At 49.3% G+C, this 21,368-nt stretch carries 21 protein-coding genes, 2 tRNA genes and 2 pseudogenes; 7 read left to right on the forward strand and 18 right to left on the reverse strand.

Annotated features, from left to right (window positions below):
* Positions 1 to 18 precede the first annotated feature (18 nt).
* The 4 genes and pseudogenes from SELR_RS12565 to SELR_RS18155 form a co-directional block, all read right to left on the reverse strand.
* Complete coding sequence (locus SELR_RS12565; RefSeq protein ID WP_014425603.1) at positions 19 to 1,443, reverse strand: flagellin N-terminal helical domain-containing protein; 1,425 nt, start codon at positions 1,441 to 1,443, stop codon at positions 19 to 21.
* 167 nt (positions 1,444 to 1,610) lie between these two features.
* Positions 1,611 to 1,862, reverse strand: a pseudogene (locus SELR_RS19555) (flagellin); the annotation flags it as partial.
* A gap of 2,205 nt (positions 1,863 to 4,067) precedes the next feature.
* Positions 4,068 to 4,475 (reverse strand): annotated as a pseudogene (locus tag SELR_RS19285) (flagellin); the annotation flags it as partial.
* A gap of 24 nt (positions 4,476 to 4,499) precedes the next feature.
* Positions 4,500 to 6,275, reverse strand: a complete 1,776-nt coding sequence (locus tag SELR_RS18155) for a flagellinolysin (protein ID WP_014425605.1) — start codon at positions 6,273 to 6,275, stop codon at positions 4,500 to 4,502.
* 174 nt (positions 6,276 to 6,449) lie between these two features.
* Here SELR_RS18155 and moaC point away from each other — a divergent pair, with 174 nt between their 5' ends.
* A complete protein-coding gene (gene moaC, locus SELR_RS12580) occupies positions 6,450 to 6,926 on the forward strand; it encodes a cyclic pyranopterin monophosphate synthase MoaC (protein WP_014425606.1) in 477 nt (158 codons plus the stop codon).
* A gap of 431 nt (positions 6,927 to 7,357) precedes the next feature.
* Here moaC and SELR_RS12585 read toward each other — a convergent pair whose 3' ends face one another.
* From SELR_RS12585 to SELR_RS12640, 12 genes are all read right to left on the reverse strand, one after another.
* Positions 7,358 to 8,551: an RNA-guided endonuclease InsQ/TnpB family protein gene (locus SELR_RS12585; protein ID WP_014425414.1), complete on the reverse strand. Its 1,194-nt coding sequence runs from the start codon at positions 8,549 to 8,551 to the stop codon at positions 7,358 to 7,360.
* Positions 8,514 to 9,146 carry an IS607 family transposase gene (locus tag SELR_RS12590; RefSeq protein WP_014425413.1) on the reverse strand — a complete coding sequence of 211 codons (633 nt, stop codon included), beginning with the start codon at positions 9,144 to 9,146 and terminating at the stop codon, positions 8,514 to 8,516. Before SELR_RS12590 ends, SELR_RS12585 begins: the two co-directional genes overlap by 38 nt.
* Before the next feature lie 583 nt (positions 9,147 to 9,729).
* Positions 9,730 to 10,041 carry a hypothetical protein gene (locus SELR_RS12595; RefSeq protein WP_014425607.1) on the reverse strand — a complete coding sequence of 104 codons (312 nt, stop codon included), beginning with the start codon at positions 10,039 to 10,041 and terminating at the stop codon, positions 9,730 to 9,732.
* A 473-nt stretch (positions 10,042 to 10,514) separates the two neighbouring features.
* Positions 10,515 to 11,138, reverse strand: a complete 624-nt coding sequence (locus SELR_RS12600; protein ID WP_041914425.1) for an Rpn family recombination-promoting nuclease/putative transposase — start codon at positions 11,136 to 11,138, stop codon at positions 10,515 to 10,517.
* Between the two features lie 159 nt (positions 11,139 to 11,297).
* Positions 11,298 to 11,374: transfer RNA gene (locus SELR_RS12605), tRNA-Arg, on the reverse strand.
* A gap of 9 nt (positions 11,375 to 11,383) precedes the next feature.
* Positions 11,384 to 11,460: transfer RNA gene (locus SELR_RS12610), tRNA-Pro, on the reverse strand.
* A 54-nt stretch (positions 11,461 to 11,514) separates the two neighbouring features.
* Positions 11,515 to 12,294, reverse strand: a complete 780-nt coding sequence (locus SELR_RS12615; RefSeq protein WP_014425609.1) for a histidinol-phosphatase HisJ family protein — start codon at positions 12,292 to 12,294, stop codon at positions 11,515 to 11,517.
* Positions 12,295 to 12,315: 21 nt separating this feature from the next.
* The gene (locus tag SELR_RS12620; protein ID WP_014425610.1) at positions 12,316 to 12,579 is read right to left on the reverse strand and encodes a TIGR03905 family TSCPD domain-containing protein; all 264 of its coding nucleotides are present in this window, start codon (positions 12,577 to 12,579) and stop codon (positions 12,316 to 12,318) included.
* A 23-nt stretch (positions 12,580 to 12,602) separates the two neighbouring features.
* Complete coding sequence (locus tag SELR_RS12625) at positions 12,603 to 13,061, reverse strand: hypothetical protein (protein WP_014425611.1); 459 nt, start codon at positions 13,059 to 13,061, stop codon at positions 12,603 to 12,605.
* 19 nt (positions 13,062 to 13,080) lie between these two features.
* Positions 13,081 to 13,890 (reverse strand): hypothetical protein, encoded by an 810-nt coding sequence (locus SELR_RS12630; RefSeq protein ID WP_014425612.1) that lies wholly within the window; start codon positions 13,888 to 13,890, stop codon positions 13,081 to 13,083.
* Positions 13,891 to 13,958: 68 nt separating this feature from the next.
* Positions 13,959 to 14,603, reverse strand: a complete 645-nt coding sequence (locus SELR_RS17910; protein WP_014425613.1) for a zinc ribbon domain-containing protein — start codon at positions 14,601 to 14,603, stop codon at positions 13,959 to 13,961.
* Between the two features lie 205 nt (positions 14,604 to 14,808).
* Positions 14,809 to 16,155: an MATE family efflux transporter gene (locus tag SELR_RS12640; RefSeq protein ID WP_014425615.1), complete on the reverse strand. Its 1,347-nt coding sequence runs from the start codon at positions 16,153 to 16,155 to the stop codon at positions 14,809 to 14,811.
* A gap of 162 nt (positions 16,156 to 16,317) precedes the next feature.
* Here SELR_RS12640 and SELR_RS12645 point away from each other — a divergent pair, with 162 nt between their 5' ends.
* The 3 genes from SELR_RS12645 to nrdG all read left to right on the forward strand — a co-directional run bounded on the left by SELR_RS12645 (position 16,318) and on the right by nrdG (position 18,383).
* The gene (locus tag SELR_RS12645) at positions 16,318 to 17,358 is read left to right on the forward strand and encodes a mechanosensitive ion channel family protein (protein ID WP_041914427.1); all 1,041 of its coding nucleotides are present in this window, start codon (positions 16,318 to 16,320) and stop codon (positions 17,356 to 17,358) included.
* Between the two features lie 241 nt (positions 17,359 to 17,599).
* Positions 17,600 to 17,887 carry an anaerobic ribonucleoside-triphosphate reductase gene (gene nrdD, locus SELR_RS12650; protein WP_014425617.1) on the forward strand — a complete coding sequence of 96 codons (288 nt, stop codon included), beginning with the start codon at positions 17,600 to 17,602 and terminating at the stop codon, positions 17,885 to 17,887.
* A gap of 1 nt (position 17,888) precedes the next feature.
* A complete protein-coding gene (gene nrdG / locus SELR_RS12655; protein ID WP_041914428.1) occupies positions 17,889 to 18,383 on the forward strand; it encodes an anaerobic ribonucleoside-triphosphate reductase activating protein in 495 nt (164 codons plus the stop codon).
* Positions 18,384 to 18,424: 41 nt separating this feature from the next.
* On the opposite strand, the gene SELR_RS12660 is transcribed toward nrdG, so the two are convergent.
* Together SELR_RS12660 and SELR_RS12665 are read right to left on the reverse strand one after the other, a co-directional pair.
* On the reverse strand, positions 18,425 to 18,841 hold the full coding sequence (locus SELR_RS12660) for a universal stress protein (RefSeq protein WP_014425619.1): 417 nt from the start codon (positions 18,839 to 18,841) through the stop codon (positions 18,425 to 18,427).
* 19 nt (positions 18,842 to 18,860) lie between these two features.
* On the reverse strand, positions 18,861 to 19,289 hold the full coding sequence (locus tag SELR_RS12665; protein ID WP_014425620.1) for a universal stress protein: 429 nt from the start codon (positions 19,287 to 19,289) through the stop codon (positions 18,861 to 18,863).
* A gap of 190 nt (positions 19,290 to 19,479) precedes the next feature.
* Between SELR_RS12665 and ilvA the strand changes: the two genes are divergently transcribed.
* The 3 genes from ilvA (at position 19,480) to SELR_RS12680 (ending at position 21,354) form a co-directional block, all read left to right on the forward strand.
* On the forward strand, positions 19,480 to 20,730 hold the full coding sequence (gene ilvA, locus SELR_RS12670; RefSeq protein WP_014425621.1) for a threonine ammonia-lyase: 1,251 nt from the start codon (positions 19,480 to 19,482) through the stop codon (positions 20,728 to 20,730).
* An 80-nt stretch (positions 20,731 to 20,810) separates the two neighbouring features.
* A complete protein-coding gene (locus tag SELR_RS12675) occupies positions 20,811 to 21,086 on the forward strand; it encodes a type II toxin-antitoxin system RelB/DinJ family antitoxin (RefSeq protein ID WP_014425622.1) in 276 nt (91 codons plus the stop codon).
* The gene (locus SELR_RS12680) at positions 21,079 to 21,354 is read left to right on the forward strand and encodes a type II toxin-antitoxin system YafQ family toxin (protein ID WP_014425623.1); all 276 of its coding nucleotides are present in this window, start codon (positions 21,079 to 21,081) and stop codon (positions 21,352 to 21,354) included. Before SELR_RS12675 ends, SELR_RS12680 begins: the two co-directional genes overlap by 8 nt.
* Positions 21,355 to 21,368 lie beyond the last annotated feature (14 nt).

The raw sequence follows: 21,368 nt of genomic DNA on the forward strand, positions 1-21,368 counted from the left end.
CTAAGACTAAACTTCAGCTCACTGCAACAAACTCAATACACTGCTGCTGTTCTGGTTTGCTTGAGCCAGCATCGATTGCGAGGCTTGCATTAGAATATTATTTTTCGTATAACTTGCCATTTGTGCTGCCATATCCGCATCCGCAATCGTGGATTTCGCCGCCTGCGTATTCTCGCTGGAATTTATTAGATTCGCTGATGTATATTCCAAACGATTTTGAATCGAACCGGTCTTTGTCTGTTGATCCAGCACCCTCTGCATAGCATTATCCAGGACATTGATTGCGGCATTGGCATCACTTTGCGTAGCTATACTGAGTGTTTCTACCGGCGGAGGCGTTTTTAGCCCCAGAGCCTCAGCACGCATATCCGAAAAGCCGGCCTTTACAGCCTGATTGGCTTTTGTTCCTACCTGCAGCGTAATCGCGTTATCCTCTGATGCATTCTCAGCAAAGATGGTCGTCGTAAATTCCAGTGCTTTGTTGACGTCTTTACGTGGATTGCCCTGACTATCATTAATGCTAATGGTAAAACCTGAAATCTGACCAGCAATACCTGCCGTTTTGGCTTTAAAGGTAATCCCTGCTGTATTATCAGCCGTATGAACATCCACGCCAAAACCATTCTGACCAATATAAGAAGAATCATCATTTTGCACTAATTCTACTACCGCCCCAGATAATACCGATTTTCCCTCAGAATCATCATACTCCCATGTACCACCAGCTAATTGAATCAAATCATTAACATTATACGACGCAGTTCCATAGAAGTATTCTTGACTGTTTGGATCAAACTCATCATAATCATCATTATAGGTCTTCGTCTCATGCATCATCGGCATATTGACTGTATTTGTCTTGCCATTCTGTACCCAAGAAACCGTGATTGTATCTGAGCTTTCCATCCGAAGCGGCTCCCCATTACGATTTTTCAATTCCAGCAGACTGGTTTCTCCCGTTGTATCTTCCGCCAGATTTTGATTGGTCATATGCGTAGCCACATCCGTTATGCCATCATTATGGCTGCCGTCAATCAATACTTTCCCATTATAAGTGGTCATCGCATTGTCATCAATTTGATCGATAATCTGATCAAATTGCTTTTGCATGATGGCCCGGTCTTCATTGGTATTCGTATCATTGGCCGAATCGATGGCTTTTTCCTTCAATGTGCGCAAGGCATCAACGGTACTCTGCATCGCTCCCTCAGCCGTCTTGAGCATAGCACCACCGTTCTGTGCATTCCGATTGTCCTGCTCCAGAGAATTGATCTGCACATCCATGCGTTCAGAAATAGCATAACCAGATGCATCATCCTCAGCACTGCGTATTTTCAGCCCTGAAGATAACTTTGCCAAATCCTTCTGCATTGCCTTGGCATTGCGATCCAATTCATTTAACGTGCGCTTTGCCGGCATATTATTCTTGACTGTCATAGCCATAGTGGCCAACCTCCTTGTCCACCCAAATGTTCTCCCTATAAAATGCAAACCCGCACACGCTCTCATGCAGAATTGCCGATACTTCTAACTGATATATCGATGAATTTTATATTTTCTTAATAGCTTACAGAACTTTTTTCTCGATATAGCTTTGTCCGCCAGGATTCTTATTGCAGCAGTGACAACACCTGACTACTGTTCTGATTGGCCTGGGCCAGCATGCTTTGCGCCGTCTGGCTCAGGATGTTGGCCTTGGCATAGCCGGTCATTTCCTTCGCCATATCCGCATCACGGATAACAGATTCACTGGCCTGCTCGTTTTCGGCAGCGATGATAATATTGCCGCGAGTGGCTTCTAAGCGTTGCGCTTGCGCTCCCAAAAGCGTTTGGGCATCCAGAAGATAATCGATGGCGCGGTCACATACGCCCTTGGTGTAGGTGCCCAGCATATGCTGGCGCATCTCTGCATCTGTCACGGTATAGTCCTCGGGACTGCCGCTGCCTACTTTATAGCCCAGAACATGGTCGATGGTGGTCCGGGGCAGGTGAATGATGGTGTGCATGCTACTCTTGTCCGTGTCTTGGATGACGAAACGGTTTTCCATTACGTTCCGGCGGGACAGGATGACATTATCGTAGGCACCGTCGGCGATCTTGGCCCCCTTCTCGTTGTGGAAGGGGTAATCGCTTGTATTGGTGAGGACATCTGTGCGACGGGGGTCATAGAGAACCAGATGGGTGCTATCCGGCATTCTTGCCAGGCGGTAATAATGGTTCAGTTCTTTAAGGTCTGCGTCAGCCTTATTGTAAATGACATCCACCAGTTCAGAAGGATTGGTCACATTGGAAACATCACCGGCAATGTCCACGCGGATGGTGGTGATGTCCTCAGTTTCCGTGCCGCTTTTCGGACGCTCCTCAGGAATATCCTCGACGCCGTTATAAAGCATGATATTGTACCACTGCAGCTTATCAGTGGCACAGTAGAAGCGGAATCCTGTCTCGTGGAGATTGGCCGGGTCGGAGCAGTCCACCCCGGAGAAGTCCAGCTCATAATAGCCCAGGGTGGCTTCGGATTTGGTCATGAGATTACCGATGTTGGAGTCGGTGTACATGTTGTCCGAAAAGCTGATGCCAGTGACTGCACCGCTGTCGTCCTTTTCCAGATAGGAGGTTAGGTAGTAATTGTATGGCTGGGTAGATGTCTGCATCAAATTGGCGAATGCCTCAGAGATGGTTTTGCCCTCGTTCAGCACCGCACTGCGCATGCTGTTCAGGTCGATTGTTTTTACCGATGAGTAGGCGTATGCTTTAGTCAGTCCCGCCATGCCGTTCTGGGAGCCGGAGTCTACAAATTCAAAGAATGTACTGTAGCGCCCGTAATAGAGCATCTTGTCCGTTGTACCTGCCAGCCCGGCGATGAAGTTTTCCAGCTGTTCCCCTATATCATCAGGGTTTGTGGTACTGGAAATATTATAGGCGGAAGCATCAAGCACTGCCTTGGCTGGATCCCCGCTGTAAGGGGTGTTGGAGAGGTTGGTGATGGCTGCACCTTTTACTCCCGTGTAAGACAAGTTGTCTGCATCGAAACCATCCGTTACGGTATAGTTATTGCCGGAAGCATAGCCGGTGGGGCTGATCCCGCTGGCGGTCAAGGTGATGGTGCCGTTTGACATGGAAAGAGTTATGCGGGAACCGTAACCTCTGCTGTCGCTGAGGTAAAAGGAGCTGATGTTTGAATCCTTGCCAAGCAGGAAGACATTGTCTGTTTCCAGGTCGCTGTCGGCATCCATATTGCGAGCAGGGCGGCTGCCCTCGGCTTGCAGACCGCTGCCTTCCACCAGACGGATATAAATGTCCCTGTCGCCGTGTATGACAAAGCCGGAGCCGTTGGTTGCGGCACCGACATTACTGATGGTGTAGGTGGCAGGAGTCCCGTCTTCGTAGCCGGAGTCAGGGTCACCTGGGATGCCGCGCCTATTGACACCACCGCTGAAATTGGCAGAGGTAATCAAGCCCGTAGCCGCAGCGCGGGCACGGGGGACACGCTCATACATGGTGTAGGAGGATAGAAAGGAGTCGTTGCCCACAGTGCTGTGGTTCTTGGACTCCAAAATCAAGGTCTTTCCGCTGGCTGAGGCATTGGTCAGATTCGTGCCGGTGATAGCCGTTGCCATGGCTTGCACTGCTTGTTCTACGGTCGTGCAGCTGCTGATATCCACCTTGTTGGGAATCCCGTAGTTTTGGTATTCTTCGTAGCTATCAGAGGCATCCCTGCTGAAGACGAATGCAGAATAGCTGACAATACCGTTTGCATCATATGTGCGCAGTATGATGCCTTTGTCGTCCATCTCATTTACATTGGTGTAATCGAATGTGCCTTTTATAGTGTCCGGATTGCCGTCAGTGGAGTTCCTGGTACTTAACTCAATGGGGGCAGAAGTAGTCCAGTCGTTTGTCTGCTTCCATCTGCTGAAGATGTCGAAGGGGCCGGTCAATTCGTCTAAGGTATCGTAATTGTCAGGAATCACGTTCAGCCTGTCGCTGCCCTCCACCAGCTCGCCATCAGGCTTTATTTCCCAGGCGTATACGCTTTCCTTGACATAATCGCCGCCGCAGAGCAGGACTTTGCCGTTATAGTTGGTGTCATAAGCGATGTCGTCTATCTGCTGGTAGCCGTGGTCGATTTCCTTTTGGATGGTCTCCCGATCCAGGTCTGTGTTCGTGTCATTGCAGGCATCTATGACCTTTTGCTTGATGGTGCGCATGATGTCCAACTGACTCTGCACACCACCTTCTGCCACCCTTAAAAGGTTATAGCCGGTTTTCACATTCTGCTCATTCTGCCCCAAAGCACGGATACGCACCCGCATTTTCTCCGAAATAGAATATTCCGCAGCACCATCATCAGCTCCGTTTATTTTGGTACCAGTTGCCACTTTTTTAAGCTGCTTGCCCAATGATGAAACATTCTTATTCAATTCCCCCAAGGACATCATGGCTGCGGTGTTATTTAGTATTGTAAAAGCCATAATATACTCCTATCCCATCTATCTTTATTGCAACAGACTTAATACCCCACTGCTACTCTGATTGGCCTGGGCCAGCATACTCTGGGCTGCCTGGGTCAGAACGTTGGCTTTGGTGTATTCCGTCATTTCCTTGGCCATATCCGCATCACGAATGGTGGATTCGGAACTGGTCACATTTTCCTGAGCCGTAGTAAGGTTCTGCGCTGTATAATTCAAGCGGCTCTGAATAGAACCAATGGTGGTCTGCTGATCCAGCACCTTCTGCAGGGCATTGTCAAAAATCGTCAGTGCCCGCTTGGCATTGGCCCGGGTGGTCAGCTGCACAGTTTCCCCTTCATCCGACAAGAGTCCCAATGCCTGCGCATGAATATCGGAGAAGGCCGCCTTGATCTGCTGATTTGCCTTGGTGCCCACCTGGAAGCGGAAACCGGAGTCAGGACGAGAGAAATCGCCCCATTTTACCGTCAGCCCCTCAATCGTACTGGTGCTACCGCTGGGATAGTACCAGAAACGTGTGGATTTACCTTCCAATACCACATCTTCAGCATTTTCTTCATCGCCGCCCCAGGCTTTGGAGCCTTTGACGGAGCCGGTATCCCGTGTATTTTCTAAATCAATATCGCAATAGGCTTTATAGAATTCATTGATTGTATGCCCATCACTCAAATAAGAGTCAAAATCATTTTTAAAGGCAGTTTCCGCTTCACTTGCAGTATTGAACCGTCCCTTTGTAGCCGCACTGATGGCCTCGTCATAGGCTGTACCACCCTTTTCGTCAAGGACTGCCATAAATCGTTTCATAGCATCCTCATGGCCGCCCACTTTATTAATGTAATGTAGGAATGCATAGCCCACCGCGTAGGCCAAGCTGCCTGATGCATTTTCACTGTCAGCCAAGGTACTGGCTACTGTTCCACCAGCCCCCGAAGTTAATCCTGCTAAAGTGCCTTTTCTCTCATCATCAATACCATGAATGAATTCCGCGGAACCTTCGCGGATATACTTGGGCAGCGAATCCATATCGCTGATGTTGGCACGCATGACCGCATGGGTCAGTTCATGGGCAAGGGTACGATCCAAGTACGTAGCCTCGCCTGTTGACGAAGAACCATTCACATCATTGGGATCAAGATTTTCATAAAAATGCAAATTGATATTCAAAGTCAAACTATTGGCTACACCATTAACAGATATAGATGACACCGATGCCAACACATCACTATCTTCATCCGTAAAATTCAACTCAATTTCCTTTACAGAAGCATGATCTTCAAAAAAGGACATACCGTAAGCATCCTTTACCATATTCAAGCTGCGGGCTATCCACTCAGAATTCAGTGCCTTGATGATGGTCTGTTTCACATCATCAGCCACATCTGCCGAACCATCAAACAATGTCTTGCCGTTGAAAGTGACATTGGCATTGTCGTCAATCTGATCGATGGACTGGTCTACTTCCTTCTGGATAGTGGCCCGGTCAGCGTCAGTATTGGTATCGTTGGCAGCGTTGATTGCCTTTTCTTTCAGAGTTTTCAGAATGTCAACAGTAGAGCTGGCCGCCCCTTCCGCCGTGCGCAGCATGCTGATGGCATTCTGGGTGTTATCAATGTCCTGTCCCAGGCCGCGAATCTGCACCCGCATGCGCTCGGAAATAGCGTAACCGGAAGCATCGTCCTCGGCACTGTTGATTTTCATACCAGAGCCAACCTTCTGCAGCTGCTTGGACAGTTTATTACTGTTCTTGTTCAATGCCCCCAAAGCCATCTGGGCGGACATATTATTTTTAATTACCATAGCCATGATACTTCCTCCTTGAAGGGCATAGTTCATCCGTCTTTTCCTGTCGCTTATAATTTATATCGTACAAAACATTCAAAAACTTAAATCCCCTGCAGGATTTTGTGAAAAATATCCTTTAGCTTGGTCGCGTATCTTGCTACAATAATATTAAGAAATGAAAAGGAGCGATAACTAATGGACAACGGTCTTACCCACTTCGACGAACAAGGACAGGCTATCATGGTGGATGTAAGCGGCAAGGCAGAAACCCACCGCACCGCCATTGCCTCAGGAATCATCAAGGTCAGCCAGCCGGTATTTGATGCCATTAAGGAAGGCACTGCTGCCAAGGGGGACGTGCTGGGCGTGGCCCGCATTGCGGGAATCATGGCAGCGAAAAACACTAGTTCCGTGATTCCTCTTTGCCACCCCCTGCCTCTCGCAAAATGCAGCCTGGATTTTGAACTGCAGAAAGATACCTGTGCCGTGAAGGCCATTGCCACCGTGAAGGTCACGGGACTTACCGGCGTGGAGATGGAAGCCTTGCACGCAGTCAGCGTGGCACTTCTGACCATCTACGATATGTGCAAGGCCATTGACAAGCGCATGGAAATCAGTGAAATTCACCTCGATCGCAAAAGCGGCGGCAAGAGCGGCAAGTTCATACGCTGAACATTGACCAGTCAAAAAATAAAGAGGCGCAAAGGTTTCAACTGCCTTTGCGCCTCTTCGCATCCGATATTCCCTTATCATATAAGTCCCTTTCCTGCCATTTCCTCATGACAAGCCTTTCCTTATTAATCCCTTCACCTCATTTATAATGCATCAGACCGATGCATTATAGGCCGATTCTGCTCCGGCACTCCCCACCGCTGCAGCTCCGGCATAGGCTGTAGCAAGCCGCTACGATAAATATGTACAAATCTGCACAGAGTTACACATATTTACGCTGTGGTGCCCTTCACAAGACACCTTCCTGATTCATTGCGTCCGATTTTGCCACTCCGAAGAACAAGCTACTCTCGTTTGATATAACGCTCCACAGGCTTAAATTCCCTAGTAGCGATAGGTACATGCTTAGGTTTTCTTGAAGGTGAAATTTCCTAAGCCATCTTATAATTTGCTAAGTTGATAGCAGCGTTCAAATCCCTGTCCAGCTTTGCTCCGCATACAGGGCAGACATAAATGCGGTCTGAAAGCTTCAAGTCCTTTTTGACATTTCCGCAATGACTGCAAGTTTTGGAGCTTGCATAGAATCTGTCTACCTCTATGACCTTTATGCCGTACATTTCAGCCTTGTACTGAATCTGCCGCTTAAACTCATAGAATTTTTGTTTTGCGATAGCTTCTGACAGGTGCTTATTCTTCATCATGCCCTTGACATTCAAATTCTCCATGACTATCTGTGACGGCTTGGTTTTCACTATCTCAGATGTTGTCTGATGAAGATGATTGTTGCGAATGTCTGTAAGGCGTTTGTGAATAAGCTGTATTTTCTTGTTCTGCTTGTCTAGGTTCCTACATTCTCGAAGTGGGCGAATCCATATCGGATGGCGATTTTTGTCGTGGCTCTTGATATTTGATTCCAGTTTGCGAGATGCCTTTCGTTGCTCACGCTTCAGCTTCTTTTCCAACCTTCTTACTTCCGCAGACTTATTGATGTTCTTGTAGAAGTGGGTTTCTGTAGCGTCCTCGTTAGAAACAATCGCCAACGACTTAATACCAAGGTCTATGCCCAGACTCCCGCCAGTCAGCTCAGTTTCTTCCTGCTGAACTTCATAGCCAACTGACAGATACCAATACCTGCCATCAAAGGATATATGCGGATTGGCATATTTCTTGCCTTTTGGTATCTTAGGCAGGGGAGCCGCTGTCTTCACAAAACCTATCTTCTCACCATGGAAGCCATTTGGCTTCCTCACAAGGCTTTCGTAGTTCACATAGAAACTAATCTTGCTCCTATGACGGCTCTTGAATTTAGGTTTCCCAGATATGCCCTTGAAATATCTTTGCAAGGCCAGGTTTGCGTCCTTAACAGCTTGTTTCATTACATTGCTTCCTACCTCTTTAAGCCATGTATGGGTTGTTTTCTTTAGGACGTTGTTGATGTGTTTCCTTATTTCGCCCTCGCTGACGCTACGCTTGCCGACCTTGTCATTTTTAAGCCATGCCTTGTAGGCCGCTTCGTTCGCTTCGAGAAAGTAATTGTATGCCCAACGGGCAGTCCCGGCACTTTTCCAGAACAGACACTCTTGCTCTTTAGTAGGCAGAAGCCTTATCTTTACCGCTCTCTGCATTTTTCTTTACCTCGTCAATAAGTCTCTTTGTTTTCTTTGAGCGTTGCCCGTAAAGGCGGTTAGCAAAAACTGTGATGATTTGTATTAGGTCATCCGTCAGTTCCTGCTCTTTGCTCTGCTCGGTATTGTCGATAATCTCGATACTGACACCGTTTATTTCACAAAGATACTCCAACAACTCATAGCCAAAGCGAATCAGTCTGTCCTTGTACAGGATAACTACTGTTGATACCTCGTGGTTGTTGATTTTGTTGACGAGTTGCCGTAGCCCTTTCTTTTTATAGTTAATGCCTGAGCCTACGTCCGTGATTATCTCAAATTTATAACCCTTGGCATACATATAGGACTTTACGTTCTCCACTTGCGTTTGAAGGTCATCTTTTTGAGCTGGCGTAGATACTCGGCAGTAACCTACTACGAGCTTTTCTGTTTCGGGAGCGTTGGAAAACTCCTTGAGCTGTTCCATTGAGTAATAGCGTGTGCCCCCCTTGGTAACATGGTGCGGAATAAAATCTCCGCTTTGGTGCATACGCCTTAGTGTCGTAGTGGTGACACCAACCATCTTAGCAAATTTACCTATGCTGACCAGTTCCACAGCGTCCACCTCCTAACATAAGATATTTCACTTATATTATAAGGTATTTGTGTAAAACTGTCAAATTTGTATATATTTATCTTGTTCACGCTAGAACGCAACTTCCAGCGCAGTCTTGCTGTCACCAGCAGACCTCCGACACTTTCATGTCAGCGCAGACTATATCTTCACCCTGCTGAGCAGGGGCAGTATTTTTCTTCCGCCATAAACTTGCGGTTTTACTCTCCCTCAAGGAGATAGTCGTTGGGGGTCTCCCTTATTCTCTTTTGAGAACTTAGGGCTTTCCCTGCTAAACACCCATTGCTTTCAGCACTTAGGACATACGTTTTCGGAAGGTCACTATTTTCTTCATCCGACACTGATATGTTTTTGTTTCACCTTATGCCATCCTTACGTTTTTTCTGCTTTCGCACCACTCAGCTTGCCCTTTCGAGCTACTGTTTGGGTGTAAGGCTTTAGGGATTAAAAGCATTTAACACTGAGTTTGCACCTCTTGCAAGATACAAAGGGTATTCTGTTCGATTAAATCTATACTTCTGTATATATTTATACAGATTTGTGTAAATTTAGTGTAACAGTTTTGTTACCCATTCTGACTCATAATCTGCTGCTGCATGAAGTTGTTGCTGCCATCCAACCTGGTTTCTGAAATGATCTTATCGCCTTCCACCCGCTGAATAACCAACGAACCATCCGCCAACAGCTTAGTCAGCGTAACCGTGGCAACATCCGACTCCACATCAGAATCCTGCGTTGCCTTCACCGCCGTCAACAGCGCCAAAATGTCCTCAAATGAGTGACTCTTGCTATGGACAGCAGTATCCGGCCTGACTGCCTGCGCCTGCTGCTGCCAATAATTCAGACTACTGGTCGCCGCAATCGTATTGATACTCATGAATATCCTCCTTTCCTCCATTGTCAGAATAAACTCCTGCATTTTCTCTATCGTATAAAATACGTCTGAAGTTAAGTGGTTCTAAAATTTTTAATCAAATTTTAATCATGCTCAACCAGACAAGCAAAACATCGTTTCCAGATTATGTTGCTTTAGTTTTTGCTCTAGTTGCACTAAAAAGGCTCCGAGGAAAATCTCGGAGCCCTCACTATAGTGTAAGCGACCACTAAGGCGCTAAATCGCCAAGTGTCTGCTTATTCATTCATTGGTGCGTCAGGAGGGATTCGACCCCCCGCCCCACGGCTTAGAAGTTCATCCCCTAAATTACGCCCCAATTATTAGGTCCTTTAACCCCAGTAATATCAAGAGTTCACGCTACAGCCAAAATCCATATTTTCCATAAAATTCTACTTTTCCAGGCTGTGTTGCTCTAGTTATTGCTCTAGTAAATTGGCTAACGAGCACTTGGCTATTTACCAGTTATGATGTACAAATTCTACTGCCGCCTCTTGCGACAACGGGTATCTTTTGGCCAACTGCTGCACAGCTACATCTTTACCTAGATTAAGGTCTTTTACAGTAGCTATAACATTACGCATTCCTTCATTAGTTGCTTCAGTTACGCCTTCATTACGAGCATCCATAATCATATCATCAATTGCCTTGCACACGTCAATCCGCTCCTCTCCTACAGGAAAGTTGAAATTTTGGCCAGAACAAACACCTATTGTCTGCGCAGCCAAACGGTCCAATGATTTATAATCCCGATTATTGTTTACCAGATTGGCTAGTTCTGTCTTATCCTTAGAGTGCCTAATGAACTTCAACACCGCCTTCAAGTCAGACTGAAAGACATCCAACTGCTGGTCAGTCATCATTGCCGGTGAAATCAAGTTCATCTTATAATCGGTTGCATACTTCAAAATGTTTTCGTCTATATCTTCAGGATACATTTCTCGGAGGGTTACAGGAGCATCCCAATCATCTGCTCCCCAGTACACCACCAAAGTAATTACAGGCAACACCTTATCATCACGATGGAAACCTGACAAAAACTCCGCCTTATCGTTCCCATGATTATGTGCATTATAACGCATTAAGAGGCGACATGTCTATATCAGCTGAATTCTCACTTAGGAATCCTGCCCCTTCCACCTGTTCCATGTGCTCCATAAAATCCATCTTGCGTTGCTCTAGTTTTTGCTCTAGTTACACAAAAAAGGCTCCGAGGAAAACCTCGAAGCCCTTGATTTCATTGGTGCGTCAGGAGGGATTCGAACCCCCGACCCACGGCTTAGAAGGCCGTTGCTCTATCCAACTGAGCTACTGACGCGATTTTGGATGGTCGGGATGACAGGATTCGAACCTGCGACATCCTGCTCCCAAAGCAGGCGCGCTACCAAACTGCGCTACATCCCGCAAATCACTTGTCTATTATAGCGAAAAAAGATATGTCTGTCAAATAATTTTTCTTTACTTGAGGCAATTCACCATTCGCTGCTGACAGAAGGTGACGGGGCGCAGGCCAAGGCTTTCGGCAAAGTCACAGGCCAGCTGCAGATGGGCGCCTACGGCATCAACGTCATGGGCATCTGAACCGAGGGTAACAAAGTGCCCGCCCATTTCCTTGTAGCGGCGGTAGATAGGCGCCAGCTTTGCCAGCGCATCTTTGGCCCCCAACCGGCGGGTATTGAGTTCCATGACCGTGTCCGTCACAATAGCTGTTTTGAGCACCGCGTCGATTTCATCGGCAAAATCTTCATAGACGATATCGGGATTGTCATAGGGTGCATAGCGGCAGATATAGTCAATATGCCCCAAAGCATTGGCAAAGCTATGCACCTTCAGGTTTTGCGCCATCTGCACAAAATAACGGTGATACGCTTCCTGCTTGTCCTTGCCCTCATAATAATCCGGGTAATAGATATCGATATCGTCCACCAGATGCTGGGAGCAGATAATCATATCGAAGGGCACCCGCCGGGAAAATTCCTCACTGAAATCGCGGGTGTTGGCGCGCATACCGATTTCCACCCCCAGGCGCAGTTTATCCCCCCGCAAACGGCTATAGGCCTGCCAGTAAGCATGGGGAGCAAAAGAAAAGGTCTTGCCATCCTTGCTGACATAATGGGCATCCAGATGTTCGGTGAAAACAAGGCCAATCCCCTGTTTTTCCGCCATGGCCAATGCATCCGCCGCCTTCATCTCCGAATCGGCGGAAAACTCCGTATGAATATGACTGTCAAATAACATAGATTCACTCTTTCTTACAGATCAGCCTGCCTGCTGGGCTGCATAAGCTTCCTTCAGGGCAATGGCCAGCTGGTCCGGGCAGGAGGTCGGCCGGGGGCCGCAGGTATTGCCGGCAAACCGCTCGATCACATGGTCAATATCCATGCCCACGACCAGTTTGGAAATACCGGACAGATTGCCGGCACAGCCGCCCTCAAACTTGACAGCTTTGATGATTTTTCCCTCCAGTTCTACCGTAATCTTCTTGCTGCAGGTTCCCTGTGTCTTGTATTCATATGTGCTCATTATATTTGGCTCTCCTGATATCATTATTTTTTCGTCTTATCCTTGCCAGCAGCTTTATCCGGTGCCTGTTTTTTATCCGGCTGAATCGGCTGCAGGGCAAAATTCTGCAGATTGTCCTTGTCATCAAAAATGAAAACGCAACGTACCAGCGGTGCTTTTTCAAAGGAAATAAAGTACATCATCTGACATTGTTTCGGATTGGGAATCGCCCAGCTGACAAAGCGTCCGCCCTTCATTTTGCCCAATTTCTGAATGTCTTTGCCTATGGCTGCAATCTGCTGTGTAGTAACGCCCTTCTGCGCTTCACTGCTCATGATCTTGAAGGCATCTGCCGGTTTATTTTTCACCAGCATGGCATCGATCCAGGCAGAAGCCTTGGCCTGCTGTGCAGACATCAGCTCTGCTTCCGGAGTAGCCGCCATTGCCATTGCCGAAAAGCTCATCATGGCACCTAAAACCAACGCAACAATTTTCTTCTTCATCGTCATCACCTCATTGAGATTACAGGACGACATCTGTTACCACGCCGTCCTTCGTGTAAACGTAAATGCTCTTGCCGTTATGATTGAAGACATACTGTTTCAGATTCTGTCCCTCTCCCTGGGTGACATTCACCCGCACGGGCTCTCCCATAGCGGCTGTTATATTATCTTCGCTATCACCGGGGCGAATTCCTCCATATTTTCCCTGACTAAGTTTCTCCGCATGCTTTTGGGCGTTTTCCTTATCGAGTTTCGCCTCTTTGGCGGCCTCTTCATTCATGGAAATAATCAGGCGCTGGAAGGGCACGATCTTATCCGCCAGCTTTCCCTTATAGCCCTGAGGCATATCCTGCACGATGGACAGCAGCTTGCGGTCATTGGCTACATCCTTATTGGTCATATGGCCCCGATAGGTTGCCACCTGATTCATGGCCTCAGCATAGGCTAACAGCACAGACGCGTCCGGGCAGGCTCCGTCCAGGCAGGCCACCATCTGCTCATCGTCGAAGCCCCGCAACAGTTTCACCGCTTCCTCTGTTTTCTCCCGATCCGGATGAGCAAAATTCAGCTGGCTCAGGATTGTCACAGCCTGATCATAACGTTGCGTCAGATTTTCCTTCTGATCCCGGTCAAAACTGGAAACCGTGCTTTCCTTGGCCCGGCCATCCATTTCCTGATACCCCCGGACGCCGCCGATAACCCCTGTGACCAGCGCCAGACAGACAAATAATGCCGTCATTTTCAGTTTGCGATGACGAAAATAACGCAGTGCCAGTAATAGCAGCAACAGCGGACAAACCAGCAATAAACAAAGCGAGTATAATGACATGAAATTCCCCCTAAAATTTCCTAATGACTCCATTATAACAAAGCCTTCCCTCAGGGGGAAGGCTTTTGTCAACCTTGAACTTTATATTCCCGGAAAGAAGTGATGGTTCCATTGGTTATCCCGACAATCAGCTCCCGGATAATCTGCGGATCTGAATAATCCAGCGGCAGGAAGCAGTGATCGGCCTGATTGTAATAGCTGCGCACTTCGTTCTCCACGCCCCGGATATCTGCTTCCAACTGGGCCTTGCGCCGTTCATAAGCTTTGCCCGCCTGAATGTACGTGATACTCGTCGCCCCCAGCCAGACCACAAAGAAGAAAGTCCAGGTAACCCCCGGGACAAATCCCGTGAGGATCAGGTAGAAGAACAACGTGGCCAAAAAGCCGCCCAGCGTATAATTGCCCAATTTAGGCTCGCCATTCTGGGACTGCATCAGCCACAGATCCCCCAGGGTGGCATACTTGCCCCGGATGCGGGAAAAATATCCCTGCAAGCGCTGCAGCTCACCAATCAGCCGTTCCTTGTCCACCGGCACTTCCGCCAGCTCATGCAGCCCTACCAGCGTCGGTATATGGGCGCGGATGTCTTCCGCTGCACGGTCTCCGGCAAAGGTGTTCAGCAGATCGTCACTGCTGACTTCCGCCTGCTCCCCGCAGAAGGTACAGACCTTTGCTCCGGTTTCCACTATGCAGCCGCATTTCTTGCAAATCATTGTTCTTCCTCCTTTCTCACCGCATATCATTCCTTTTGATATATATCGGCGAATTTGACCAATGATTCAGCGTTCCGAAAATTTTTTTGTGATAATTATATTCATTCGTTGCCAAAAGAAAAATCCCTGCCATGACAGAGATTTTCTTGCAAATTTATTACACTTTTAATGATATTTTAATCAAAACACAGATTTTTTGTTACTTTTATACCCGGATCAGCTTGATATGTCCCCGGCAGTAACGATACAGGATGCCGATGAAGATGCCCGTTATGAGCCAGCTCACCGGATAGCAGGCCATCAGGGTGCCATAGGTGGGGCTGGCCGGAAACAGGGTGTAGAGCCAGGTGATGCGCACGCCACAGATGCCCACCAGGGCCAAAAGCGCCGGCGGCAGGGAGAAGCCATAGCCCCGCAGCGCTCCGGACAGCACATCGATGAAAACCTGCAGGAATTCCGGTGCCACAATGTACCAGAAACGGAGGATTCCCAATTCCACCACCGTTTCATCCGCATTGAATATCGCCAGGAACTCCCGGGCAAACACGATGACGATTGCCCCCATACACAGGGTGAAGGCAATATCCAGCAGCATGCCCACCTTGGTGATCTGGAAACAGCGCGGCAGATTCCCTGCCCCGTAATTCTGGCTCACAAAGGTCGTGGTCGCCTGGGCGAAGGCGTTCAGGAAACAGTAGACATTGACCTCGATGGCAAAGGCCGCCGCCGAAGCCGCCATAGCATCCGGCCCCAGACTGTTCACCGCCGCCTGGATGAGGATGTTGGAAAAGGAAAAGACCATGCCCTGAATCCCGGCGGGCAGGCCGATGGCTGCAATCTCCCGCAGCATTTTCCGGTCAAAGGCAAAATCCTTGAACTGCAGACGCAGGATATCCTGCGAATGCGTGAGGGACCAAAAGAGGATAAAGGAACTTACCCCCATGGCGATGATCGTGCCCAAGGCCACGCCCATGACGCCCCAGCCCCAGCTGACAAAGAGCAGGTCCAAAGCGATGTTGACCACGCTGGCCACGGCCAGGGCAATCAATGGGGTACGGGTATCGCCTCTGGCCCGGAGTATCGCTGCTTCAAAGTTATAGACACCGATAAAGGGCAGGCCCAAAAGATACACCCGCAGATATGTTTCGGCCATGGCCTCCACCTCGGCAGGTACCTCCAGCCAATTGATGATGGGGGCGGCCATAAGCTCCCCCACGGCCAGCAGCAGGAAGCCGATGATCACTGCCAAGCCAAAGGAAGTCTGCACTGCCGTGCCGACTTTCTCCGGTTTTTTCGCCCCGATAAACCGGGCGATTATGACATTAGCGCCCAAGGACAGCCCCATAAAAAGATTGACCAGGATGCCGATGACGGAGATATTGTTCCCCACCGCCGCCATGGCATTCTTGCCCACGAACTGTCCCAGCACCGCCACATCTGCGGCATTGAAGAGCTGCTGCAGAACCCCCGTCAAGGCCAGCGGGATGGCAAAAATAATCAGCTTATCCCAAAATGAGCCATGAAGCATGTCCATGTCCCGTGTATTCAACATTTTTTCACCTCATAAACCTTACAATTAAACATGTCGAAAGATTATTATAACGCTAATGTCTGGATTTTACCATAGAATATAGCAAAATATATTTCCCCTGATGTATAATAGAAGATATCTTGAAAACGCAAGGGAGGAATTATTTTGCCAAATACAGATTGGATGAGCTGGATTGACTGGACTCATCTTTTAGAAATGCTGATCGTACCCTTTTGTATCCTGATTGCTGCCCTCACCGCCGGCATCATGCTGAACCGCATGATCAAGCAGCGGATGATGAAGCGCCTGACTGCAGAGGAAACCACCTGGCAGTCCATCTTCATCAACGCCCTGCAGGGCGTGCCCATCTCCTTCTGCCTGGTGGTGGGGCTCTACTGGATCGTCAACACCATTGACATCATCGAACCGTTGGTCAAGATTTTTTCCTACATATTATTTACGGTGATCATCCTGACCATCACCCGAGTTATCGCCCGGACGGTCAGCGGCGTCATCGATATGCAGATTGAGCGCTCCCAGCAGAAAATGCCCAAGACCACGCTGCTGAACGCCATTGTCAACGGCATCATCTATGCCATGGGCATTCTTGTGGTGCTCCAATACTACGGCATTTCCATTGCCCCCATCCTCACCGCCCTGGGTGTCGGTGGTATGGCCGTGGCCCTGGCCCTGCAGGAAACCCTGGCCAATATCTTCTCGGGCCTGCATCTCATCCTCTCCAAACAGCTGCGGCTCGGCGATTACGTCCATCTGAGCTCCGGTGAGGAAGGCCGCGTCACGGACATCACCTGGCGTTTCACGACCATCGTTCCCGTAGGCGAGGGCAATATGGTGGTCATCCCGAATCAGAAGATCGCCTCCTCCATCATCACCAACTACAGCATGCCCCGCCACGATATCCTCATCAAGATCCCCGTAGGCGTGGCCTATAACAGCGATCTGGAAAAGGTGGAGGAAGTCACCCTCGACGTGGCCCGGCAGGTACTGACGCAGCTCAACGAACGACTGGACAAGGACCGCCAGCCCGCCGTGCGCTTCTACAACTTTGGCGACAGCAGCATCGACTTCAACGTCCTGCTGCACTCCGCCCGCTTTGACAATCAGTTTCTGCTCAAGCATGAATTCATCAAGGCCCTGACCAAACGATTCCGTGAGGAAGGCATTGAAATCCCCTTCCCCATCCGCACCATCGTCCAACAATAAATCCGTCAGCTATCCACAAATTACCGTCAGGTAAATTTGTGGATAACTTTTTTTCTGCCTGAAAACAGGGGGCTGCGCCCGCTTTTCTTTGTGGATAACTCTGCGGATAAACAACTACATATAGTATTTCTATTGACTATCAGCCATACATATTGTATAATTTCCTTACATTCACCACCAATAGTGGTTCAAGTGAACGCACCCCGGACGGGTACAATAAATAAAAGGATAGGTGATTATCATGATGGTAAATGATGTAGCAGTAACTGTTGATGGTCTCAGCGATGTGACGGAGGCAGAAATCGCCCAGTACATCGGCTATGTGGAAGAGCAGACCAACGAAAAACTGAATGAACTGACGCTGACGCCGGCCGCTGACGGTCAGATCCATCTGGACTATGTGCTGCAGCCCCAGAAGTTCGAGCGCATCCGCCGCATCACGGGTTATCTCGTGGGCACTATCGACCGCTGGAACGATGCCAAGCGGGCGGAAGAACATGACCGCGTAAAGCATACCATCATGCACTGATATGAAGATTCGCATTGCAGGCATTGTGGAAGAATCCATCGTCGATGGTGACGGCCTGCGGCTCACGGTCTTTACCCAGGGCTGCCCGCACCATTGCCCCGGCTGCCATAATCCCGCCACACACCCTGCCACCGGCGGCAGGGATGCCGATACCGATGAGATTCTCCCCCTTATCGACGCTAACCCCCTGCTCGACGGCATCACCTTCAGCGGCGGCGAGCCCTTCCTGCAGCCTGCTCCCCTGACAAAACTAGCCCGCCAGGCCCATGCCCGCGGGCTTGATGTATGGAGCTACACCGGCTTCACGCTGGAAGACCTGCTATCCAGGAACAATCCCGCCATCGATGCTTTATTGAAGGAAATCGATGTGCTGGTAGATGGCCGTTACGAGGAGAAACTGCGGGATCTGACACTGAACTTCCGTGGCTCTGCCAATCAAAGAGTCATCGATATGAACGCCTATCGCAAAACCGGCATCATAAAAACCCTATACTAAAAAAGCCGACCAGACTTTTGAGCTGGTCGGCTTTTTGCTGTTCATTTCACAACCAGAACAGGGCATTTTGCCTGTTCCACGATATACTGGCTGACACTGCCCAGCAGTACGCCCTTCACGATTCCCAGGCCACGGCTGCCCATGATGATCAGGTCAATATCATTCGAGGCTGCAAAATCCAGGATCACTACGGCCGGCGAGCCGGTTTCAGAATAAGCTTCCTTCTCGATTCCGGAGGGTACCATTTCCATGGCCCGGTCCAGGATCACATTGCCAGCCTTCGTGACTGCTTCGAGAATGGCATCGGACAGGCAGGCATTGATGGCCAGCTGATTGATATTGGCCACATAGAGGAAGTTCAGCTTTGCCTCGCAGATCTCTGCCATGGCAATGGCCTCTGCTACCGCACGGTCCGAACCTTCCGAACCATCTACCGGCACAAGAATATTTTTCATCATCAAGATTACCCCCTCAAAATCATTTAACCACCATTACAGCCGTTTGGGCCCGCTCCACCAATTCCTGACTGACACTGCCGGCAAAGAAGCCTTCCACGACGCCTAAGCCCCGGCCGCCGGTCACGATGAGATCCGGCAGGCTTTCCTCGGCAAATTGCAGGATTTCCTCCACCGGCATCCCCGTACGGCAGTGGTATTCATACTTGAAATTCTCCGGCACACATCGCTTGATCATGGCCTGCGTCGCCACCTCATCGCTGCGCACATCCCCGACGACATCATCCGGCAGCCAGGTATCCTCCTGTGCATCCGTTTCGCTGGTGAAATACGTCACATGGAGCACATCGAGCCTGGCTTCCATCTCTTCAGCCAGATTGATGGCGAACTTCAGCGCCCGGCTGGAAGTATCCGACGCGTCCACCGGCACCAAAATACGGGATAACTTCATCTAAACATACCTCCCCGTAATACGATATACCTAATATTTCGCGCCTGCCCCAATAAAATCCTGCCCCAGCGGCATAAAATACATTGACATTTCTCAGCGGATAGTGATACACTAAATAGAACACTTTATTAGAAATAAACGCCTAAAAATCAAATATGTGTAAACAGAGAGTATCAAAGGAGGCCCACCCATGTCCAAAGAAAAAGCCAGCCGCCCCAATAATGCCGAGATCGTCGCCCAAACCACCATCGCCGGAGTCTATCAAGCCGCCCGCAACTTAGAAGGCGTAGCGAAAAAGACACGCCTGATCGAAAGCGACTTCTTCTCAGAACTGTCCGGCAACCAAGTCTTCTTGAAACCCGAAAACCTCCAGCATACGGGCGCCTTCAAGCTGCGCGGTGCTTATAACAAGATCAGTCAGCTCACGCCCGAAGAACGCGCCAAGGGCGTCATCACCTCGTCCGCCGGCAACCATGCCCAGGGTGTGGCCTTCGCGGCGCAGAAGCTCGGCGTCAAGGCCGTGATCTGCATGCCCGCCACCACGCCTATCCTCAAAGTCGAAGGCACGAAAGCCTTGGGCGCAGAAGTCGTGCTGCATGGTGACGGCTTTGACGACGCCTATGCCTACAGCCTCGAACTGCAGAAACAGCATGGCTATGTCTACATCCATCCCTTCAACGACCTGCAGGTGCTCTTAGGCCAGGGCACCACGGCTCTGGAAATCATCGATGCCTGCAAGGATATCGATGCCATCCTCGTGCCCATCGGCGGCGGCGGCTTCGCTTCTGGCGTGGCGCTGGCCACCAAGCTCGTCAATCCCGATATCAAGGTCATCGGCGTGGAACCAGAAAATGCCGCCTGCATGAAGGCCGCCCTTGCCAAGGGAAAAGTCACGACGCTCAAATCCGCCGACACCGTAGCCGATGGCTGCGCCGTCAAGACCGCCGGCACGCTGACCTATGAATTCTGCAAGAAATACCTCGACGACATCATCACCGTTTCCGAAATGGAAATCATGGGCGCCCTGCTGTCGCTTATCGAAAAGCACAAGCTCATTGCCGAAGGCGCCGGCGTTCTCTCACTGGCCGCCCTCTCCAAGCTCCCGTTCAAAGGCAAGAAAGTAGCCGCCATCGTGAGCGGCGGCAATATCGATATTTCTACGATTTCTGCCCTGATTGAAAAGGCCAAGATTGCCCGCGGCCGCGTCTTCTGCTTCGGCGTCCTGCTGCCGGACAAACCCGGCCAGCTTTTAAACGTTTCCCGCATCCTCGCCGAAGAAAACGCCAACGTCATCGAACTCAACCATAACCAGTCCAAGGTCACCAACAGCTTCAAGAAAGTAGTTCTCGAAGTCACCTGCGAGACCAACAACGAAGAACACATCCAGCGCATTGTCAAAGCCCTGCACGATAACGGATATGAACTAGAACGGATTTACTAAAATCGACCAGCAAAAGAACGCAAATTTATTTACATTTGCGTTCTTTTGCTTTATAATATCCTCAAAAGGAGCGTGATATTATGGCTACTATGACTAAAAGTCTCAATCTGCGCGTAGATGCAGAACTCAAAGCCCAAGCAGAGCATATCTTTTCCGAGCTGGGCCTTCCTACATCTACAGCAATCAACATGTTCTTGAAATCCGTAGTCCGTCATGGCGGCATTCCCTTCAGCCTCCGTCTTGATGAATCCCCCAATAAAGAAACGATCCGGGCCATGGAAGAAGTAAATACGGATACCGATCTAGTTGGCCCCTTCCATTCCGTAGAGGAACTCATGGAGGAACTCAATGCTTGATGTCTACATGCGCAGTCAGTTCAAAAAAGACTACAAGCGTATGCTCCAGCAAAAAGGCTGTACTGCCGCCCAATTTAAGACCGTTCTTGATTATCTCGTAAATGAAAAGCCCCTGCCTGAAAAATACAAAGACCATGCGCTCTCAAATAATTGGGCAGGCTTCCGCGAATGTCACATCCGCCCGGACTGGCTACTCATTTACAAAATCGAAAAAGAACGCTTAGTGCTGACACTTACCCGAACTGGCAGCCATAGTGATTTATTTTGAAGCTGACACTCAAA

The organism is Selenomonas ruminantium subsp. lactilytica TAM6421 (assembly GCF_000284095.1).
GTDB lineage: Bacteria > Bacillota > Negativicutes > Selenomonadales > Selenomonadaceae > Selenomonas_A > Selenomonas_A lactilytica.

Coding starts and splice junctions, on each gene's coding strand:
- SELR_RS12595 (WP_014425607.1), bottom strand. CDS start 10,041: ATGAGTATCAATACGATTGCGGCGACCAGTAGTCTGAATTATTGGCAG.
- SELR_RS12640 (WP_014425615.1), bottom strand. CDS start 16,155: ATGTTGAATACACGGGACATGGACATGCTTCATGGCTCATTTTGGGAT.
- SELR_RS12615 (WP_014425609.1), bottom strand. CDS start 12,294: ATGTTATTTGACAGTCATATTCATACGGAGTTTTCCGCCGATTCGGAG.
- SELR_RS12620 (WP_014425610.1), bottom strand. CDS start 12,579: ATGAGCACATATGAATACAAGACACAGGGAACCTGCAGCAAGAAGATT.
- SELR_RS12565 (WP_014425603.1), bottom strand. CDS start 1,443: ATGGCTATGACAGTCAAGAATAATATGCCGGCAAAGCGCACGTTAAAT.
- SELR_RS12585 (WP_014425414.1), bottom strand. CDS start 8,551: ATGCAGAGAGCGGTAAAGATAAGGCTTCTGCCTACTAAAGAGCAAGAG.
- SELR_RS12630 (WP_014425612.1), bottom strand. CDS start 13,890: ATGTCATTATACTCGCTTTGTTTATTGCTGGTTTGTCCGCTGTTGCTG.
- SELR_RS17910 (WP_014425613.1), bottom strand. CDS start 14,603: ATGATTTGCAAGAAATGCGGCTGCATAGTGGAAACCGGAGCAAAGGTC.
- moaC (WP_014425606.1), top strand. CDS start 6,450: ATGGACAACGGTCTTACCCACTTCGACGAACAAGGACAGGCTATCATG.
- SELR_RS12675 (WP_014425622.1), top strand. CDS start 20,811: ATGGCTACTATGACTAAAAGTCTCAATCTGCGCGTAGATGCAGAACTC.
- SELR_RS18155 (WP_014425605.1), bottom strand. CDS start 6,275: ATGGCTATGGTAATTAAAAATAATATGTCCGCCCAGATGGCTTTGGGG.
- SELR_RS12665 (WP_014425620.1), bottom strand. CDS start 19,289: ATGAAGTTATCCCGTATTTTGGTGCCGGTGGACGCGTCGGATACTTCC.
- SELR_RS12660 (WP_014425619.1), bottom strand. CDS start 18,841: ATGATGAAAAATATTCTTGTGCCGGTAGATGGTTCGGAAGGTTCGGAC.
- nrdD (WP_014425617.1), top strand. CDS start 17,600: ATGATGGTAAATGATGTAGCAGTAACTGTTGATGGTCTCAGCGATGTG.
- ilvA (WP_014425621.1), top strand. CDS start 19,480: ATGTCCAAAGAAAAAGCCAGCCGCCCCAATAATGCCGAGATCGTCGCC.
- SELR_RS12680 (WP_014425623.1), top strand. CDS start 21,079: ATGCTTGATGTCTACATGCGCAGTCAGTTCAAAAAAGACTACAAGCGT.
- nrdG (WP_041914428.1), top strand. CDS start 17,889: ATGAAGATTCGCATTGCAGGCATTGTGGAAGAATCCATCGTCGATGGT.
- SELR_RS12600 (WP_041914425.1), bottom strand. CDS start 11,138: ATGCGTTATAATGCACATAATCATGGGAACGATAAGGCGGAGTTTTTG.
- SELR_RS12645 (WP_041914427.1), top strand. CDS start 16,318: ATGAGCTGGATTGACTGGACTCATCTTTTAGAAATGCTGATCGTACCC.
- SELR_RS12625 (WP_014425611.1), bottom strand. CDS start 13,061: ATGAAGAAGAAAATTGTTGCGTTGGTTTTAGGTGCCATGATGAGCTTT.